The sequence below is a fragment of the Bradyrhizobium betae genome, from assembly GCF_004123905.1.
In the GTDB taxonomy this organism is placed as follows: domain Bacteria; phylum Pseudomonadota; class Alphaproteobacteria; order Rhizobiales; family Xanthobacteraceae; genus Bradyrhizobium; species Bradyrhizobium betae_A.
Genome location: NZ_MZXW01000038.1, coordinates 24386 through 42223, shown reverse-complemented (window position 1 = coordinate 42223; position 17838 = coordinate 24386). Strand labels below are relative to the sequence as shown.

Sequence of the window (17838 nt, the reverse complement as noted above, 5' to 3'; positions counted from 1 at the left end):
GCCGCCGGCTGAGACGGCGGCGGGGCGTTAGTCGGATTGTCGATGCGGGCCGGCCTATTCCACCGCCTCGCGGAACGCGTCTTCGACCGAAGCTTCGCCATCGTCGGTATCGCCGGCCTCCGGGTCCTCGACCTGGTCGGCGGCCGCGTCATCTGCTACGACGGCGTTCTTCGCCAGCCACGACGACACGGCGGCCTTGTCCGGAGCGAACAGCGCAGCCGGAGGCACGAAACGGCCTTCTTTGAAGTGCTCGACCAAAGCGGCGCGGGTGTCCTTCACCTTCTGGCGCGGGAGAACCGGCGTGTCCTTGCACGAGCCTTCGAGCGCAGCGCGCGACAGGCACGACAGGAAATCGTCGGTGCCCATGTTCGGCAGGAAGTTGGCCGCGCCGACAACGTCACCGGCGACGCGGGCGACGATGCCGCTGTCGGTGCGGTTCTCCCGGCACGACAGGACATCCGAGAGGGTTGAGCGCGCCGCGACGCGGAGTGTGTCGATGTCGAGGACGAGCTTGCCATCCTGATCGAACAGCGCGGCGGCATGGCGGGCGATGCGCCGATTGCCGTAGTAGGTCCCGCCGCTGCCGGACTCGACCGAGACGTTCTGGCCTGCGAAGGCGAGGATCAACAGCGCCATCAGCGTGTCGTCCTCGATCGGCGCGCGGGCGAGCGCCTCGTGCAGGGCATCCGTCCGGAAGTCGCCGATCATCTCGAGGCCTTTGCGCGTCATGTCGGGACGCGGCTTCGAAACTGTTGCGGACTCATCCGCAGCGTCACTGTCGACCGCCGCACCCTTGCCCGTCGCCTTCTTCGCCGCGGGCATGCGGTAATGCACGCTCTGCACCCGGCCGTCACGGTCGAGATACATCGCGGTGCAATCGCTCTTCGAGGCCTTGCCGTAGACGCGCTCTGCCTTCGGCGGCAGCTTGACCTCGCCCCAGTTCGTCGTCTCAGCGATGACGCCGCGCTTCGGCAGGTTGTTCGTCATCCATTCCTGCTGCGCGCCGAGGAAGGCCTCGACATCCGTGGTATAGCGGCTGTCCTCATCTGCTGGCGCGAACAGATCCTCTGCCCATTGGATTCCGTAAGCCTGGACGAGGTCGTCGCCGAAGCTGGCATCACGTGCGTACATGCGGGCCTTGGTCAGAGCCTGCGCCACGCTAAACCACGACACCTGCGGATCGGCCTTGGAGGGCTTGTGCTTCTTCCAGACCTCCTTCTGCTCATCCAGCGAGGCGGAGGCGATGGTGCGGAGCTGCCGCTCCTCGGGCATGTCGCCCTTCGCCATCTGATCGAGCATGGCGGGCAGCACGTTCGCCAAGAGGCGGAGCTTTCTGATCTGTCGCACCGGCAGCGCCAAGGCGACGCCGATCACCTCTTCGGTCCAGCCGAGCGCGACGAGGCGTTCGATCGCGCGCCACTGGTCGACGGGATTGAGCGCTTCGCGGGCGATGTTCTCGATCATCGAGCGCATGGCGCCGTTGTCGTTCGCCGCCTCATCGACGAGGACGTCGATCTCCTCGAGGCCGGCGGCGATCGCCTGCTTCACGCGGCGATGACCGGCGTTGATGACATAGCCGTTGCCACCGCCAGTCTCAGGCGTGATGACGGGCGGCTGGACGATGCCGACGGCCTTGATCGTCGCCAGCAGCAGGGCGTCGGCCTGCGGCGTCGACTTCGTCTGGCGCATGCGGTCCGGACTCTCCTTCAGCGCACGCGGATCAATCTTGATGAGTTGCATGGGATTTCTCCTGTTCGGGGTTGGTGGACCGCGCCTCGCGGGTCCTTCCTCGTCTTCTTTCCGAAGACATCCTCCGGCCCGCGGAGCGGTCGGGCCGGCACAACAGCGGCCGAGCATCCCTGTCCGGCCGGACAAGCAGGGCTCTTAAGCCCTGCGAAGGACGACGGGCCGGGATCGCGCAGGCGGCGGTTGAGCGTCAGCGTTGCCGGCTTGGCCGATCTGCGAGCGGCTTTCCTTCTTCATCACGCTGCAATGGCGTTCTCGCCGCTCCCCTCCACATCGCTCGCAAGGGCCTTCTCCACCTCCGCCAATCGACGGCGCTTCTCCCTGAGCTCGGCGGCGAAGGCGAAGTCGCCGTCCTCGCGCGCCTGATACGAGGTGAGCCTGCGGCGTGTATCCGCGAGACGCTGGTGATAGCGCTCGCGCTCGCCCTCCAAATCGTCGAGCGCATGCTCCAGTCGCGAGATCGCGCCGAGCGGCGTGACCGTGACGGGCAGCTCGATCTCGGCTCCCGCGCCGGTGCGTAGCAGCACGGTGGTGTAGCGGTAACCGTCGCGGCCGAAGCGTTCGCCGGAATATGCGAGGTCAAAGCCGCCGATCGTGGCGATCACAATCTCGCCCTCCTGCTGAAGCTGCACGAGGGTCAGGATCTCCTTCATCAGCGCGCGGCCGGCCTCCTTGCGCTCGACATAGCGCTTGCCGGCCACGCTCGCGGCGAAGGCGTCGCCGGCCGTCGCAACGCAGCGTTCAATATCCTTGCCGACATCTGCGATCCGCCGCGTGCAGAACTCGATGTCGCGCTCCGCGTCGCGGATCTGCCGGCGGACGGCGTGATGATCGTCGATATGCGCCGCGCGGAGACGTTCCAGCCGCGCGATGTCGGCTTCCAGTCCCGCCTTCTGCATCAGCCGTTCGTCGCCGCTGGCGATCGCCTTGGCCATCGCGAACTGGTTGGCCTGACCTTCGCCGAGGTCCTCGAGCCGACGAATCGACGTGTCGCCGGAGAGCGCCGCGGCGATGAAACGGGCCTTGCGCTCGTTGTTCTGCCACATGCTCGCGTCGAGCGACCCCTCCGTGGCATAGGCAAAGATGTCGATGAAATCGTTCTGATTGCCCTGACGCTCGATCCGACCCTCGCGCTGCGCGATCTGCGACGGCAGCCACGGCACGTCGAGATGGTGGAGCGCCTTGAGCCGAAGCTGCGCGTTGACGCCAGTTCCCATCGTGTCGGACGAGCCGATCAGGAAGCGGACCTTGCCGGCGCGCACGTCGCCGAACAGGCGCTGCTTGGCCTCGGACTTCCTAAAGTCCTGCATGAAGGCGATCTCGGACGCCGGCACGCCCATCCGGACAAGCTCGTCTCTGATCCAGCGATAGGCCGAGAAGCCGCGTGTCTTCTCCACGCTGATGGTGCCTAGATCAGAGAAGATCATCTGCGCGGCGCCTGGCAGCTCGTAGAGCTTGCCGTCGGCGCGCACGTAGCTGTGTTCCGATGTCTCCTTCCAGATGCGGAAGGCGTTGGCGACGAGCAGGTTCAGCTTGTTGTCCGGCTCGTTGTCGCTACTTGGATCGACCAGACGCAAATCGATTGCCGCATGGCGGCCATCGGTGATGACGGAGAGCAGGATGTCGTCGCCCGGCTCGGGCGGCCGATCGCGCATCTCGATTGCCTTGATCCGCGCGTCTAGCAGGGACTGATAGCGCCTGAAGGCGGGGGTTGGCTTTGCGGTCAGGATCTGCCGCTTGCCCGTCGAGATCGCCGGGACCCTCACATATTGCCGTAGATCTTCCGGCATCACCACGTCGGCGAAGGATCGGAACATCGCGATCAGCTCGGGGACGTTCACGAAAGTCGCGAAGCGCGTGACCGGCTTGTACTTGCCGGACGGCTGGAGCTCGAGCTCGGTCGAGACGTCGCCGAAGGTCGAGGCCCAGGCGTCGAACTCGTGCAGGCCGCGATCCCGAAGCGCCGCGTAGCCGAGATAGCGCTGCACCGAGAACATCTCGCCGAGCGTGTTGGTGATCGGCGTACCGGAGGCGAGCACCAGCGCCCGGCCGGGGTTCTTTGTTTCGATGAAGCGGGACTTTACATAGAGATCCCAGGCGCGCTGCGAGCCGTTGGGGTCGACGCCCTTCAGCGTCGACATGTTGGTGGCGAAGGACAGCTTGCGGAACTCCTGCGCCTCATCGACGATGATCTGGTCGACGCCGATCTCCGAGAGGGTGAGGAGGTCGTCCTTGCGCGTAGCGAGTGCTTCGAGCCGTTCCTTCAGGCCCTCCTTCAGCCGCTCAAGCCGCTTGCGCGAGACACGGTCCTCGCTCTCGACCTTGGTCAGCAGTTGCTCGTACAGCTCGAGCTCGTCCTGGATCATCTGCTGCTCGAATGCGGACGGCACGCCAATGAAGCGAAACGCCGAATGCGTGATGATGATCGCGTCCCACGTCGCGGTCGCGGCGCGCGACAGGAAGCGATGCCGCTTGTCTTTGGTGAAGTTGGTCTCGTCGGCGACGAGGATGCGGGCACCCGGATAGAGCGCCAGGAACTCACGCGCGGCTTGCGCCAGGCAATGGCCGGGAACGACCAGCATGGCCTTGGCAATCAGGCCAAGACGGCGCTGCTCCATGATGGCGGCCGCCATGGTCATCGTCTTGCCGGCGCCGACGGCGTGGGCGAGATAAGTTGCGCCCGAAGCGATGATGCGCCAGATGCCGCGCTTCTGGTGTCCGTAGAGAACGAACGCGCCCGAGGCGCCCGGCAGCTTCAGGTGCGAGCCGTCGAAAGCGCGCGGCACGATGTTGTTGAAACGGTCATTATAGACCCGCGCCAGGCGATCGGTCCGATCCGGATCGGACCAGATCCAGTTCTGGAATGCGGCCTTGATCTTGTGCAACTTCTCCTTCGCCGCCTCGGTATCGACGACATTGAGGACACGACGCTCGCTATCGCCGTCCTTGATGGTGTCGAAGATCTGGGGCACCGAGGAATTGAGCGCATCGGAGAGAAGCTGTCCGGCGTGCCGCCGCTCGGTGCCCCATTCGGAGGTGCCGGCGGCCATCCAGCCGAGCTGCCGGGCTTCCACGGTCCACGACGCCAGTTCCGGCATGTGGTGGATCTTGATCTCCGCACCCATCGTCTCGTGGACGAAAGCGACGATATCGGCGGCGGGGATCCACGGCGCCCCGAGCCGCGCCGTGATGTCTGATGGCCGGAGGTCGACGGGTTGCACCTCCCGCAGGGCCGCCACATTGCGCCCATATTCGGGGTCGAGCGCGGCCGCGGCCTCCGCCGCCGCGAGCTTCGATCGGACGGCGCCTGAGAGATAGGCGTCGGCGGTCTGCCAGGTGCCGTCGGCCGGATCGCGGAAGACGGCGCTGCCGAGCTCGGCGATGACGTCGTCCCGATCGCGATGCACGAGCTCGGCGATGTGGTCGGGATCGACATGGCCGCGCTCGTTGAGCACGACGGCCAGCGCGTCGGCGGCGCTGGTGATGATCGGCGGCGCCGGCGGGGCGATCACCCGCTCGGTGAAGATCGGGCCCGGCCTCGCCGTATCGGATTCGAGATCGTAGTCCTCGATCGACGCGACCAGCCAGCAGTCGGGGATCATCGAGGAAAGGCTGGAGGTTCGGCCGGCGATGGGTCTCGCGGACTTCGCCGGTTTCCGGGTCTTCCGTCGTCGAGACGACGGTCGTGTTGATCGGGCCGAAGGCGCGGACGAAGTTCGACCAGGCGATGCGCAACCTGACCTGCGCGTCCTTCCACGGCCGGTCGAGCTCCTGGCATTTCAGCGTCTCGCGCACCGCATCGCGGATCGGGATCAGTTTCTGGATGATCCGGGCATGCTTTTCCGGAATGCCATCGGCGCTGCGGCCCTTGCGCACCGCAACAGGGACTGGCTCACCATCGAGGATCTGCATCAGGCCTAGCCGGTGATCGAGGAGATAGCTGCCCTCGCGCGCCGTGAGGCTCGCGGAGCTATCCGGCTTCGCCGGCACGACCTCGTCCTCGCCGTCAGAGTCGATCACCTCTGGTTCGCCGTCATAGATGGCGTCGGGAAGGAGGGTGATCGCCTCGGCCAGTACGGGCGCGAGGTCCTCGCCGGCCTTGGAAAGACAGGTGTAGGTCTCTCCGAACGGACCGGAGGTCAGCGCGTGCGCGCCGAGCACAAGGCCAGGATGGCGCGCAAACCAGCGATTGACGCGAATGGCGCCGTCGTCATCGGTCGCCGGGCGCACCTCCTCGACGTCGAGCCAGGACAGGTCGCCCTCCAGCTCGCCGTGCTTGCGCCGGCGGAAGAACAGGATGTCGACCACGACGTCGGTGCCGGCATCGGCGCGGAAGCTGCCTTCCGGCAAACGGATCGCACCGAGGAGATCGGCATCCTTGGCGATCAGCTCGCGCGCGGAGCCATCCACCTTGTCCATCGTGCCGTGCGAGGTGACGAAGGCGGCGAGGCCGCCCGGCTTCAACAGCTTGATCGCCTTGACGAGAAAAAAGTCGTGGAGGCGCAGGCCTTGCGAGCGCAGGGCGCGATCCGAACGGACGGTGCGATCGGAGAAGGGCGGATTGCCGATCGCAAGGTCGAACCTCGCCGGTAGATCGGCGCGCGCGAAATCGCCGGTGACAATCCGCGCCCGCGGCTGCAGCAGCCGCGCGATGCGCGCCGTGACGGGATCGAGCTCGATGCCAGTAACGTGCGAGACATGGCGTAGCGCTTCGGGCATCAGTGCCGGAAACAGGCCAGTGCCGATCCCAGGCTCGAGCACACGTCCGCCGCGCCAGCCGAGCCGCAGCAATGCCGCCCAGATCGCCCGCACGATGAACTCCGGCGTGAAATGGGCGTACTGCGTGCAGCGCGCGAGCGAGGCGTAGTCGGCATCACCGACCGCATCCTGCAGGTCGGCGCCGATCTCGTCCCAGCCCTTCGCGAACTCGGTTTCGCCCGGCCGGCGGAAGATGCCATTGGCAAGCTCCGACGCGCCAAACCCGGTAAAGCGGATCAGTTGCCGCTGCTCCTCAACAGTCGCGGCCCGCTTCTCGGCCGCGATCTGGGCGGCGAGCCGGACCGCCGCGACATTGTCGCGGGCGCGCTGCTTCCAGTTCCTTGCGAGGCCGCGCGCATCAGCAAGGTAGAAATTGTCGCCGCGCTTGCGCGAGCCGGCCGGGGAGGGCTGCGTCGACGAGACCGCCGGCCCTGCGGGGACCGACGGCGACGGCGGCGGATCGTCATCATGATCGTCGGCGCCGCCGGGATCGTGGCCGAACGCGGTAACGCCAAGGCCGAGGTCCGACGAAAGGGCGGTGTTGCCGAAGAGGCCGAGGGTGAATGGATCGTCATGCGCCATTTGGAAATGTCCTTCTGCTGGGCGCGCGCAGCCGTCCGCCGCCGCGAGCTGCGACGGACGGCATGGGCGCTTGCGGGATTGACGGAGAGCCGGCGCCAGGGCCGGGTGCGGAAATGCGAAGCCCGGCGTGTGGCCGGGCTGCTCGCAGGTCGGGAAGGGAAGGGCAGGCTAGGCAGCGACCCTCTCCGGCAGATGGCGCAGCTGCACCGGCAGCTTGGCCGCGATCTCCGCCTCGGTGAGGTCGTCGAGAAGCTTCAGGATGGTGCCGCGCTGGCCCGTGTAGACGAGCACGGTGCGGCGACCGCGCATGGTCGTGGGCCAGCGCTCGCTGGCATAGCCGCGATAGTCCTCATGCGTGCTCGACCAGATGTGCTCGAGCCGCTCGTCGCGCGTCATGGCGCGGACCGGCCGCGATTCGCGCTCGATGATCGCCGCCTTCATCCGCTCCGGCGACCCCCGGTCAGACAAGTCGCAATAGCCGTGGAACCAGCGCCGCCTGCCGTCGATGGTGAGCGCGAAGAAGATGCTGGTGACCCTGCCAGTCATGAATTCGCGCATCGCGAACATGTCGGCGCGCATCCATAGCGGCGGCAGGATCTCGAGCATATAATCATGATCGCATTCCGCGATCTCGAACCACTCGCCCGCAAAGAGATGCGGGGCGTCGCCTTCGGCCATTGCCGGATCGCCGCGATGGCGGTGGAACATACGGTACATCTCAGGGCGCGTGGCGAGGCCTTCGAAGATTTTGCGAATGATAGGGGAGGTGTGCATCGGCGGCTCCTTTTCAGCCTGACCGGGCTGAAGCGCGAGCGATCCGCCTGATCTCCTCATCACTTCAGTCCTTCGTCACACCTCCTCGGCAGCCGCCTCTCCGGTCCGGTGGGTCAAGGGCCGCGGCACGCGGGCGAAGCTTCACCCTTGACGCGCCGGCCGGGCATGCGGCAGCGATCCTCGCTTTTTCTCATTCCTCATATTCGTTCGCCTTCCCGCAGACGACATACAGCACGGGACCATGCCGTGCCTTCCTGTCGACCTCCGATTCGGGCGGCGCAGAGGTCCTCGTTCCAATCGTCGGTGCGCGGCTGCGACCGCAGGAAACGAGAGCCGGCCTGGTCCGCGATCTCCCGAATCCGACGGGCGTAGACTTCGCCCTGCCGATTGTTATCGGTCGCGGCGACAATGAGGGCATTGGCGCGCCCGGCCAAAGCGCGGATCGCCGTCTCTGTCGCAGGCGCCCATCCCCCGCCCGTGCTGATATACAGAGTGTCATCACGCAGCTCTTCGATAGCGGCGAGGCTCATCGCATCGACTGCGGCTTCCGTCACACAGATGCGCAAGGAATCCACGGAACCCAGGCGGAACAGCTCTTTCGCACCGCCCGTCGCAAACCCGCGCCAGCTCGGGCCACGCTCCTCCCAGCCAGTGATGACGCCGACCGAATTGCTGTGTGCCGCCCACATGCTGCCTTGCGGGCCCTCGCGAAGTCGTCCTTCGGCAATGGCGGCGGCGAAAATCCGTTCGGGGATATGCCGCTCGTCGACCAGGTAGCGCCAGCTCGCGGAGCCGGGCCGAGGTTCCGATCGGCGACGCCAACGCTGCGCGATCGAGGCGAGCGGTTTTGGCCTTGCGGTCGGCCGCCAGGCGGGCGCGCTGGGCACGAAGCCGACGACGCCGGAAACACGATCACACGCGTCAGCGAATCCAACGGCGCCAAGATGTTGGGCGAGCAAAAACACGTCCCCCTTCGCCGTCGAGAGGGGATCGAACCAGCCGCGACCCTGGTGGATGACGATGATGATGTTGGTGTCGCGGCGATACTTGATCGCACGGCGGGTACTTTCCTTGAGATCGACCTTCCAGCCGTCTTTCTCCAGCAGGGCTGCGCAGCCAACGTTTTTGCGCAGCTCTTCGATTTCTCTCTTGTCCATTGTTTGCACCGGCGTCGCGTAGGCGACAACCGGCCCCTTCTTCTGTTGGTCCACTTGGTCCTGGCCTTGCGGCACATCCCCGACCGGCCGCGAAGCCTGCCGAATGCAAGGGCGCGCGTACAAGCTGTCGAATTCGTCAGATAGCTGGGCGCGGCGTAGCTTCCCTTGCAGCCGGCATGGCGCCAGCGGCAGCCGGTCACCCGGCTCAATGAGCCGGGCACCAGGGGTCGTATTCATGGACGATGGCGTCCTGGTCGCCGTCGTATTCGCTGGAGACCATCACACCGAATTCGCTCTCAGCCTGGAAAAGGATGACCGGCACCATCAGCGTGCGGGCCAGATCGAAAGCGTGGTTCTGAGCGAGGGTGAGATCGTGCGACATCGAAAGGCTCCCGTCTTGCGGCGGGGACCATCCCCGCTCGACAGGCGCCGACGTGTTCGGGGATGGCTGCGGTCACCTCGCAGGCGAAGCCGAAGAGGTCGCACGCTTGCGTAGCGAACCCCTTGCGGGTTGATCGTGGAAGGCCGCACCAGAACCAAGGAAAGCCCATTCGAGAGCGGGGTTGGTCCATCACCGAAAAGTATGGCGAGCCAGCGCGCACATCTTTCGTCCAGCGGACGCAGTGTTAGTCTGATTAACAGCGAGAACTGCCGCCGTCCTTTTGTCGGGAGCGAAAGTGGATTTGCCCACCTGGAGGTTGCTCTGCGAAAGGTCCGACGCGAATATACGGCAGCTTTCGATGACTCAGCAGCTGTCTTGTTCGGGGACTCGGGCCGTTTCGCGTCAGGGATGGCAGCCCGTAAGGGGGGAAGACCCGCTCGCCGGGCTTCAGCGCAGCCTCCAGCCCGGCCCGCAGGGCGACGCCCACTTTCTTCGCAGTCGGAGGCGCACAACAGCCGATATATTTTCCGAAACCGCTCGCTGAGCACCCTCAATGGCTTTCAGCACCGGTATTAAACTTCTGAATCGATAGGCCTGATCGATTCGATATCTTAATTGGACGGCGGTTTCGACAGGTGCGATTCTTGCGCATGTCCGAACTCACGGTGCCATACCTCGTGCTCCAACGTTGCGATCCGGCCCGCAATATGGCCAGGTTCTATGTCCTCACGATCGAACCGACTCTGTTCGGTGATACGGCATTGGTGCGCGAATGGGGACGTCTGGGCCAACGCGGCCGCCGGCGGATGGATCTGTTTGCCGGGAGGGTCCAGGCCGTCGAAGCGCTCGAGGCTTGGCTCGTCCGCAAAGCACGCCGTGGTTATGCTCCAAAGACTCCCGCGTCTTGAATGCAGCCGCCCAACCTACCATCCTGATTGAACCGTCGATTTTCGAACTTCTTTACAAGCCGAACAGCTGTTTTGCGCTTACGGGAGCAATCCCTGTCGAAACGCAAGCGCCACAGCGTGTGGAAGGGTCGATGCAGCGAGATTTCGCCTGGCATTGTCCAGGTGAAACTTCACGCCTCGCGGTTTGATACCGAGAAGCTCAGCTACATCTTGCATTGTCTTGCCGTCAGAAATCCAACCGAGACACTGCCGCTCGCGCTGAGTCAGCGCGCAACCCTGCTGCTCGTTCGGGATCGTGCATCCAATTCTAGCGGCACTCACATGTGCATGGTATGTGTGCCCTATCATTTCCAACATGTCCTGCGAGGTCTCGATGAAACGTTCGAGTCCCAGGCTGCGCTCGTCCACCGCCAGCGTAAACGCCGCGAACTGGTTTTGGCTTGAGGGAATGCGAATGGTCAGGCCGGTCCTGATCTTGAAGCTGAGCGCATCATCGAACAGGCGGCGCTCTTTCGCCGACTTTGCGCTTCGCGCCTCACGTCCATCCCACAGGAACACACGGCTCGTGTTTCGCGGCTCCTGAAGAACGGGATCGATGTTGTGATAGCCTTCGCGAAAATAGTGGCTGGTCCAGCTCTTCGGATAGGATGAGATCAGAATGGGGCCATTGGCGCGCTGACCAAAATAGGCAAACCACCGGAATCCCAGGGCATGCGCAGCTCGTTCCGCAACACGCCCAAAATCATCTTCCGTATGGGCAGCGTGCAGACAATCGACGAATTCATCGCATGCTCTTTTGACATCTTTCATTGCGCCACTTCAGTCTTTTCTTAGTTCCCACAACGCGAATATTCTGATGATTCGCGCTCCACGTGCAGGCATGTATTGCGACGTTGCGGCAGCTTTGCGGCACGAACAATTCGATATCGCCCTGTCAAACTACAGCAGCAACGCGCACATACGACGGAGGAGAACAACCTCCGACTGCAGCCACTCAAAGCAGAATATTTTCTCCACTTGGTAGAGGCTAAGGAATTTCATTCCCTGCGCTGTCAGACCTGCGCATCACGGAACTTATACAGTTTCCAAAGTGCGCGCGCGGATAGCCGTGCCTTGCGAATACGGTTCGCCACCCAACAGATCCATAAGCGCCCTGTCAGAACTGACAGCGCAACATTGTGATCGCGCCTGCTTTCTTGATCTCGAAGCTGTGATTCGTAACTTTGAGGTTAAGAATGAAGGTCATTGTTCGCACGCGTGCGGCGCTTCTGCAGGATTCTGAACTGGCAATGGGAATGCACCGCCTGCGAGGGCGTGTATTCAAGGAACGGCTCGACTGGGACGTCTCTGTCTACGACGGATTGGAGATCGATCAGTACGACACCTTCAAGCCAACTTATCTCCTGGCACTCGAGCAGAACGACGTTGTGGGCTGTGTTCGCCTGCTGCCCACCACCGGACGCAATATGCTGGCCGATACGTTCCCGGTGTTGCTCGATGGTAACGCGGCGCCGAGGGCGGCCAGAATTTGGGAGAGCTCGCGCTTCTGCGTTGACACCAAAAGTGCGGCGGCAACAGCAGAGAATGGTCTGCACAAAGCGACATTCCTGCTGTTTGCAGCCATGATCGAATGGGGGCAGCAGCACAATCTTCAGGCCATCGCAACAGTCACTGACCTGCGCATGGAACGCATCCTGCGCCGGGCCGGATGGCGGCTCGATCGCCTCGGCATGCCTCGCCAAATCGGCTCGACCAAAGCCGTCGCCGGTTTGTTGCCGATCACTAAGGAGGCTCTCGGCGCGATCCGAGCGGCCGGGCAGATTTCAGGGCGTGCAATTGACGCACCATCAAGCCTGGCGATCGCAGCCTAGCATCCAACCTCTCAGTTCCTGACAAGAAGGCTCTCAACCATGGATCCAGCTGCATTCGCAGCTCTGGCCGAGCGATGCGCCCCGACGGCAATGGTCCGGCCGCTGACGGCAATCGTGCGGCAGGCAAGCTCGTTCGAGCCGCTGCTCATCACGATTGAAGGACGCAAACCAATTCCGATTCAGGCCACTGATCGTGACGAAGCCATCCAGCTCGCGACCGAGGCCATCGCCTCCGGTCAGAAGGTCCGAACGGGTCTCGGTCAACTTGATGCGGAGGAAACACGGAAGGCCGGGCTAACGGCTAGTACCACCTTCGATGCGTGCCAGCACATTGCCGGGCTTGGCAGATTGTTCGATGCGAGACTGCAAGCGGCGAGCCTAAAACGCGCAGACCGCGACCAGGCGTTTGCCGAGGTTGTCGCGAGCTTCGCGCCGAAGGCTTCCAGTCAAGTCTCGGAGCCTCGTATCGAGCCGATGGCGACCACCGGTCGCGATCGCCCCACCGGCGATACGGCGATCAATCCACCCGCAGCCTCTACCAGCGAGCGCCGGCCCTGGGACGTTTATCGCTCGGGAATAGGCACGTCAGCCTTTGTTTACGAACGATGAGGATCGCCGTTTTTTCTCAACTCACTGCCGCGGTCCGGGCTGCTGGGGTCCGGCTGCAGTGCCAATCGGAGCCGTGCCATGACTTCTCCTGTTAAACACTCCGCTGCCCTCCTTTGCTTGGGCGCCGTTCTCAGCGTCGCCTTGGTTGAGCCGGCGTTCGCGCAGACGGCGAACATCGAAGGCGTGCTGCAAAACATCGTCAACATGCTGACCGGCAACGTCGCCCGCCTGCTGGCGACGCTAGCGGTCATTATCGTCGGCATCGCCTGGATGTTCGGGTATCTCGATCTGCGCAAGGCGGCCTATGTCGTGCTCGGCGTCGCCATCACGTTCGGCGCCTCCGAGGTGGTTTCGACCTTGACTGGGGGTCATTAATGACCGAGGCCGCGCGTCTCACGGAGGACACCTTGTTCCTGGCCTGCACGCGTCCGGCCATGGTCGCCGGCGTCACGATGGAGGCTATGGCGCTCAACGTGATGTTTTCCTGCATCCTGTTTCTAGTAGCTGGCAGCATTCTCTACGGCTTGGTCGCGGTCCCGATCCATGGCCTTTGCCGCATCATCTGCCGGCACGACCCTAACATGTTCCGGATTCTGCTTGCCTTGATCGAGACGCGAGGGCGCACGCGCAACGCGTCATTTTGGGGCGGATCGTCCTGCACGCCGCTCAAGCTCGTTCGGCGATATCGAACAAGAGACCTTGGCTATGCGTAACGCAGCGCTGAAGACCCGAGAGATCGGGCCAGACGTGTACCTGCCGTTCGGCCGGCATGTGACGGATACGGTGATCAGTCTCACGACACGAGCGCTGCTCACGGTGATCAGGCTTGACGGCACTTCGTTCGAAACCGCCGAGACGGCGGATCTGAACGACCTTCACGCCAAGCTGAACCTCACGCTGCGCAACGTGGCGGATCCACGGCTGGCGCTATGGACCCATCTAATGCGCCGCCGGACGTCAGACTATCCGGCTGGTGCGTTTCGCTCGCCATTTGCGGCCGCGCTTGACGCACAATATCGCGAACGGCTTCGCAACGAAGCGCTCTTTCGCAACGATCTTTATCTGACGCTGGTCTGGCATCCCGGCCGCGCCACCACGGACGTCGCCGCGGCGTTCTTCAAGCAGCTTGGCCGACGCGCTGCGCAATCCGTCGAAGTCGACAGCGACGCCTTGAAGCGGCTCGAGGATGCCAGGCGCGACATGGTCGCGGCACTGGAGCGCTACGGTGCCCACACCCTTGGATTGGTTGAGCGCGACGGCGTCGTCTTTTCAGAACCGATGGAACTGCTCCACGCCATCACAAGCGGGGAGTGGATGCCGGCCCCATTGCCGCAAGGGCCGATCGGCCCCGCGCTCTATTCAAACCGTGTCATCTTCGGCCGCGAAGCCATCGAAATCCGGGGTGCCGGCGGATCGCGCTTCGCTGGCATGTTCGGGATCAAGGAATATCCGGCGTCCACCCGGCCTGGGCTGCTGAACGCACTGCTGTCCGCGCCCTTTGAGATCATCCTCACTCAATCTTTTGCGTTTCTCTCAAAAGCCGACGCCAAGACCGTTCTGACGCGCAAGCAGAACCAGCTGGTCTCGGCGCAGGATCCGGCGGCCTCGCAGATCGACGAGCTCGCTGACGCGCTGGACGATCTCGAATCCAATAGGTTCGCGCTCGGCGATCATCACCTCTCGCTGCTGATCTATGCGGAGACGCCTTCCCAGCTACAGGACCACATGAGCGTGGCGCGGCGCGCACTGGCCGACGCCGGTAGCGTGGTCGCGCGCGAAGATCTTGGACTTGAAGCGGCTTATTGGGCGCAGCTCCCCGGACTGTTCAAGTATCGGGCACGAACTGGAGCGATCAGCTCACGCAATTTCGCGGCGTTTTCCCCGTTCCACACCTATCCCACCGGAAGGGCTGCCGGCAACCATTGGGGGCCGGCTGTTGCGATGCTCAAGACCGCGTCAGGCTCGCCGTTCTACTTCTCGTTCCATCACGGCGATCTCGGCAACACCTTCATCTGCGGCCCGTCCGGGTCCGGCAAGACCGTCGTGCAGAACTTCCTGCTGTCGCAGGCCGAGCGGCTTGGCGCCACTTACGTCTTCTTCGACAAGGACCGTGGCGCAGAACTCTTCGTACGCGCTGCCGGAGGGGCCTATCTGACGCTCCACAACGGCGTTGCAACCGGCTGCGCGCCGCTCAAGGCGCTGGAGCTGACGCCAGCGAATCTGTCCTTTCTCGGCGCACTTATCCGGAAACTCGTCACGCCGGAAAACCGGCCACTGACGGTGACCGAGGAGGAGCAGATCGATTCCGGATTGCGCGCTCTTGGTCATCTCCGGCAAGCGGAACGCTCGTTCGGGGCGCTGCGAGCCTTTCTTGGCCAGCAGGACCGCGAGGGCATTGGTGCCCGGTTAGAGAGATGGTGCCGTGGCGCGCCTTTCGGCTGGGTGCTCGATGGCGAGCAGGATGCCATCGGGCTAGAGGCCCGGTTCATCGGCTTCGACATGACCGATCTCCTGAATCATCCGGCCGTTCGCACGCCGCTGATGATGTATCTCTTCCATCGGGTCGAGCGGCTGATCGACGGCCGGCGCCTGATCATCGACATCGACGAGTTCTGGAAGGCGCTCGGCGACGAGGCATTTCGTGATCTCGCCAACAACAAGCTGAAAACCATCCGCAAGCAGAACGGCGTCATGGTGTTCGGCACGCAGTCGCCACGCGATGCGCTGGCCTCGCCGATCGCACATACCATTGTCGAGCAATGCCCGACGCAAATCTTCCTGCCGAATGCGCGGGGAACGCGGTCGGACTATGTCGACGGCTTTCATCTGACCGAGACTGAATTCCGCCTGATCAAGGAGGAGCTCGCGCCCGAAAGCCGGCGGTTCCTGCTCAAGCAAGGCCACAACTCGGTGGTGGCCGAACTTGATCTCAGCGGCTTCGACGACGCACTCGCCGTGCTGTCGGGCCGGACGGAAACGGTCGAACTGCTCGATCGCATTCGTAGCGAGGTCGGCGACGATCCGGCCCGGTGGCTGCCAGTATTTCACGCGGAGCGGAGGAAAGTCCGATGATAGTTGAGCGCATGTCGGGGATGTTTGCCTCCGCGTCAGTCGCGGCCCTCCTGATGGCGTCTCCGGCTGCAGCCGAGATTGTGTTCGACCCGAACGTCTTTGCGCGGCAGTTTGAGCAACTGACCGAACTCAAGAAGCAGGTCGATACCCTGACGTCGCAGCTCAAGGTGGCGCAGGATCAATTGAACCAGGCCAAGCAGCTCTATGACAGCTTCAACAAGCGGACCAACGCCAACGATATCGGGTCGCTCTTGAACACACCGCAGTTCCGGAAAACTCTGCCCCAACAATTCTCAGACATCGAACGTCTCGTCGCCGGGCAGGGTGGCGGCAACTTCGCCGACGCGATCAACCATTATCTGTCGCAGAACCGTGCTTATGCCGGTAACAGCGGCAATTCCTATTACCAGAGCGAGCTCGACCGGATCGCGCGGCAGACCGGCGCCAAGCACTCCATGGGCCAAGCGGTCTATGACGCGGCTTCGCAGCGTATCGACGCGCTCGAGGAACTCAGAACTCGCATCAGCACGGCGACCGACGTCAAGGAGACATTGGATTTATCGGCCCGGCTGCAGGCCGAACAGGCGCTGCTGCAGAACGATGTGCTCCGGATGCAGGGCCTCGCGATGATCCAGCAGGCCCGCGCGGAGATGGACGGGCAGCGGGAGCGGGAGAGACGGCGACAACTCATCGATGAAATGAAGGCGGCCCTGCAATGAGGATGAGGCTTGCCATCGTTCTCCTCACCGTCGCCGCGGCGGCTCTTACGGGCTGCAACGACGCCAATGAGGGTGAGCATGTCAGAACTGTCGGTTGGTTTCTGGATCATCGGGATGAACTTGCGATGGCCCTCAAGGCGTGCCGCGACAATCCGGGCGAGCGCGGGAAAACTCCCGACTGCATCAACGCCAATGAAGCCCGCAAGAAGGCCTTCGTCAAAGAGATGAAGGACGCCATCAAGTAAGGACCGCCACGATGCACGTAAACGTCTTCGACAGTTTCCTGAAGGAGTTCGAGCAACCGATAACGGCATTTGTGTCGACGTCGGTTTCGAATCTCGCGTCGTACATCGATGGCCCGCTGCGCGTGGCCGTGATGCTCTATGTGGTCCTCTACGGTTTTGCCGTCATGCGCGGCGCAATCTCCGAGCCGATCATGGAATTCGCCTGGCGGGCGATGAGGATCGTGGTCGTCGTTCTGCTCGCGACCAATTCAAGCGCGTTCCAGCAATACGTCACGGGCCTTTTCTTCGACTCGTTGCCCAAAGAAATCGGCAATGCATTAGCGGGCTCAGGACTAAACACCAGTTCCGGAGCTCCTTTCGATCAGCTTCTCTCGAAAGGGATCGATGTTGCCAACAAGATCTACGATCAAGCAGGAATAACCGACGTAGCGCCGGCGCTCATTGCGGGCATTCTGCTTGTGTTCGTGGCGGTTGGTTCTTTCTTGCAGTTTGCCATCCTGCTTTACGCGAAAGTTGGTCTTGGCGTCGTCATCGCGCTCGGACCGATCTTCATTGCGCTGGGGCTATTTGAGGCGACGCGGCCGTTTACGGAAGCCTGGCTTCGGCAGGTCGCAAATTTCGTAATCCTGCTGGTGCTGGTGGTCGCGCTGGTCGGACTGATGTTAAGCACGGTCAGCGGCTTCATCGACAGGTTCGCAGCCAATGCGGGCACAGCCGGCGAGATGGTGGTGGCCGCGGTCGCGATCAGCGCAGTGCTCGGTCTGTCCGGATACATCGCACTGCAACTGCCGATCATCGCAGGCGGTCTTGCCGGGGGCGGCGCGTCGCTCGCAAGCCGGCTGGTCACAAGTCCCCTGATTGCCAATGCCACGGCCGCAGCCGGCGGCGCTTATGCCGGCGCACGCTGGTCGGCAAGCCGGGGTCTTGCTGCAGTCAGAGCCAGCCGGCAGGGCGGCAGTATGCGAAGGATCCGATCCCAGGGCACGACGACAGCGTAAGCAAGGATCGCCGGCAT

General features: G+C 63.4%; 14 protein-coding genes and 1 pseudogene. 9 read left to right on the top strand and 6 right to left on the bottom strand.

What is annotated here, in order from left to right; all coding sequences use genetic code 11:
- Positions 1-54: 54 nt before the first annotated feature.
- From B5V03_RS28705 to B5V03_RS41725, 5 genes and pseudogenes are all read right to left on the bottom strand, one after another.
- A complete protein-coding gene (locus B5V03_RS28705) occupies positions 55-1740 on the bottom strand; it encodes a ParB/RepB/Spo0J family partition protein (protein ID WP_129273737.1) in 1686 nt (561 codons plus the stop codon).
- Between the two features lie 242 nt (positions 1741-1982).
- Positions 1983-7086: pseudogene (locus B5V03_RS28700) on the bottom strand (N-6 DNA methylase).
- Positions 7087-7254: 168 nt separating this feature from the next.
- On the bottom strand, positions 7255-7860 hold the full coding sequence (locus tag B5V03_RS28695) for a DUF1419 domain-containing protein (protein WP_129273736.1): 606 nt from the start codon (positions 7858-7860) through the stop codon (positions 7255-7257).
- Positions 7861-8057: 197 nt separating this feature from the next.
- Positions 8058-9017, bottom strand: a complete 960-nt coding sequence (locus B5V03_RS28690; protein ID WP_129273850.1) for a DUF3991 and toprim domain-containing protein — start codon at positions 9015-9017, stop codon at positions 8058-8060.
- A gap of 205 nt (positions 9018-9222) precedes the next feature.
- Positions 9223-9399 carry a hypothetical protein gene (locus tag B5V03_RS41725; protein WP_028143687.1) on the bottom strand — a complete coding sequence of 59 codons (177 nt, stop codon included), beginning with the start codon at positions 9397-9399 and terminating at the stop codon, positions 9223-9225.
- Positions 9400-10049: 650 nt separating this feature from the next.
- Here B5V03_RS41725 and B5V03_RS28685 point away from each other — a divergent pair.
- A complete protein-coding gene (locus B5V03_RS28685; RefSeq protein ID WP_129273735.1) occupies positions 10050-10307 on the top strand; it encodes a WGR domain-containing protein in 258 nt (85 codons plus the stop codon).
- 78 nt (positions 10308-10385) lie between these two features.
- On the opposite strand, the gene B5V03_RS28680 is transcribed toward B5V03_RS28685, so the two are convergent.
- Positions 10386-11117: an autoinducer binding domain-containing protein gene (locus B5V03_RS28680; RefSeq protein ID WP_129273734.1), complete on the bottom strand. Its 732-nt coding sequence runs from the start codon at positions 11115-11117 to the stop codon at positions 10386-10388.
- Between the two features lie 425 nt (positions 11118-11542).
- Between B5V03_RS28680 and B5V03_RS28675 the strand changes: the two genes are divergently transcribed.
- The 8 genes from B5V03_RS28675 (at position 11543) to B5V03_RS28640 (ending at position 17821) form a co-directional block, all read left to right on the top strand.
- Positions 11543-12178 (top strand): acyl-homoserine-lactone synthase, encoded by a 636-nt coding sequence (locus B5V03_RS28675; protein ID WP_129273733.1) that lies wholly within the window; start codon positions 11543-11545, stop codon positions 12176-12178.
- A gap of 39 nt (positions 12179-12217) precedes the next feature.
- Positions 12218-12787, top strand: coding sequence for a type IV secretion protein (locus B5V03_RS28670; protein WP_129273732.1), 570 nt, complete (start codon positions 12218-12220; stop codon positions 12785-12787).
- 78 nt (positions 12788-12865) lie between these two features.
- Entirely contained in the window at positions 12866-13162 is a 297-nt protein-coding gene (locus B5V03_RS28665) for a TrbC/VirB2 family protein (RefSeq protein WP_009859429.1), read from the top strand.
- Positions 13162-13500: a type IV secretion system protein VirB3 gene (locus tag B5V03_RS28660; protein WP_129273731.1), complete on the top strand. Its 339-nt coding sequence runs from the start codon at positions 13162-13164 to the stop codon at positions 13498-13500. The genes B5V03_RS28665 and B5V03_RS28660 overlap by 1 nt, the downstream gene beginning before the upstream one ends.
- Positions 13493-15859: a VirB4 family type IV secretion/conjugal transfer ATPase gene (locus B5V03_RS28655; protein WP_129273730.1), complete on the top strand. Its 2367-nt coding sequence runs from the start codon at positions 13493-13495 to the stop codon at positions 15857-15859. The genes B5V03_RS28660 and B5V03_RS28655 overlap by 8 nt, the downstream gene beginning before the upstream one ends.
- Positions 15860-15870: 11 nt before the next feature.
- Positions 15871-16578, top strand: coding sequence for a type IV secretion system protein (locus tag B5V03_RS28650; RefSeq protein WP_245502366.1), 708 nt, complete (start codon positions 15871-15873; stop codon positions 16576-16578).
- A gap of 2 nt (positions 16579-16580) precedes the next feature.
- Positions 16581-16823, top strand: coding sequence for an EexN family lipoprotein (locus B5V03_RS28645; RefSeq protein WP_245502365.1), 243 nt, complete (start codon positions 16581-16583; stop codon positions 16821-16823).
- An 11-nt stretch (positions 16824-16834) separates the two neighbouring features.
- The gene (locus B5V03_RS28640; protein WP_129273727.1) at positions 16835-17821 is read left to right on the top strand and encodes a type IV secretion system protein; all 987 of its coding nucleotides are present in this window, start codon (positions 16835-16837) and stop codon (positions 17819-17821) included.
- Positions 17822-17838 lie beyond the last annotated feature (17 nt).

Bases quoted from the DNA above. Each gene is read 5' to 3' on its own strand.
- B5V03_RS28705 (WP_129273737.1), bottom strand. From the start codon at position 1,740: ATGCAACTCATCAAGATTGATCCGCGTGCGCTGAAGGAGAGTCCGGAC.
- B5V03_RS28695 (WP_129273736.1), bottom strand. From the start codon at position 7,860: ATGCACACCTCCCCTATCATTCGCAAAATCTTCGAAGGCCTCGCCACG.
- B5V03_RS28690 (WP_129273850.1), bottom strand. From the start codon at position 9,017: ATGGACAAGAGAGAAATCGAAGAGCTGCGCAAAAACGTTGGCTGCGCA.
- B5V03_RS41725 (WP_028143687.1), bottom strand. From the start codon at position 9,399: ATGTCGCACGATCTCACCCTCGCTCAGAACCACGCTTTCGATCTGGCC.
- B5V03_RS28685 (WP_129273735.1), top strand. From the start codon at position 10,050: ATGTCCGAACTCACGGTGCCATACCTCGTGCTCCAACGTTGCGATCCG.
- B5V03_RS28680 (WP_129273734.1), bottom strand. From the start codon at position 11,117: ATGAAAGATGTCAAAAGAGCATGCGATGAATTCGTCGATTGTCTGCAC.
- B5V03_RS28675 (WP_129273733.1), top strand. From the start codon at position 11,543: ATGAAGGTCATTGTTCGCACGCGTGCGGCGCTTCTGCAGGATTCTGAA.
- B5V03_RS28670 (WP_129273732.1), top strand. From the start codon at position 12,218: ATGGATCCAGCTGCATTCGCAGCTCTGGCCGAGCGATGCGCCCCGACG.
- B5V03_RS28665 (WP_009859429.1), top strand. From the start codon at position 12,866: ATGACTTCTCCTGTTAAACACTCCGCTGCCCTCCTTTGCTTGGGCGCC.
- B5V03_RS28660 (WP_129273731.1), top strand. From the start codon at position 13,162: ATGACCGAGGCCGCGCGTCTCACGGAGGACACCTTGTTCCTGGCCTGC.
- B5V03_RS28655 (WP_129273730.1), top strand. From the start codon at position 13,493: ATGCGTAACGCAGCGCTGAAGACCCGAGAGATCGGGCCAGACGTGTAC.
- B5V03_RS28650 (WP_245502366.1), top strand. From the start codon at position 15,871: ATGTCGGGGATGTTTGCCTCCGCGTCAGTCGCGGCCCTCCTGATGGCG.
- B5V03_RS28645 (WP_245502365.1), top strand. From the start codon at position 16,581: ATGAGGCTTGCCATCGTTCTCCTCACCGTCGCCGCGGCGGCTCTTACG.
- B5V03_RS28640 (WP_129273727.1), top strand. From the start codon at position 16,835: ATGCACGTAAACGTCTTCGACAGTTTCCTGAAGGAGTTCGAGCAACCG.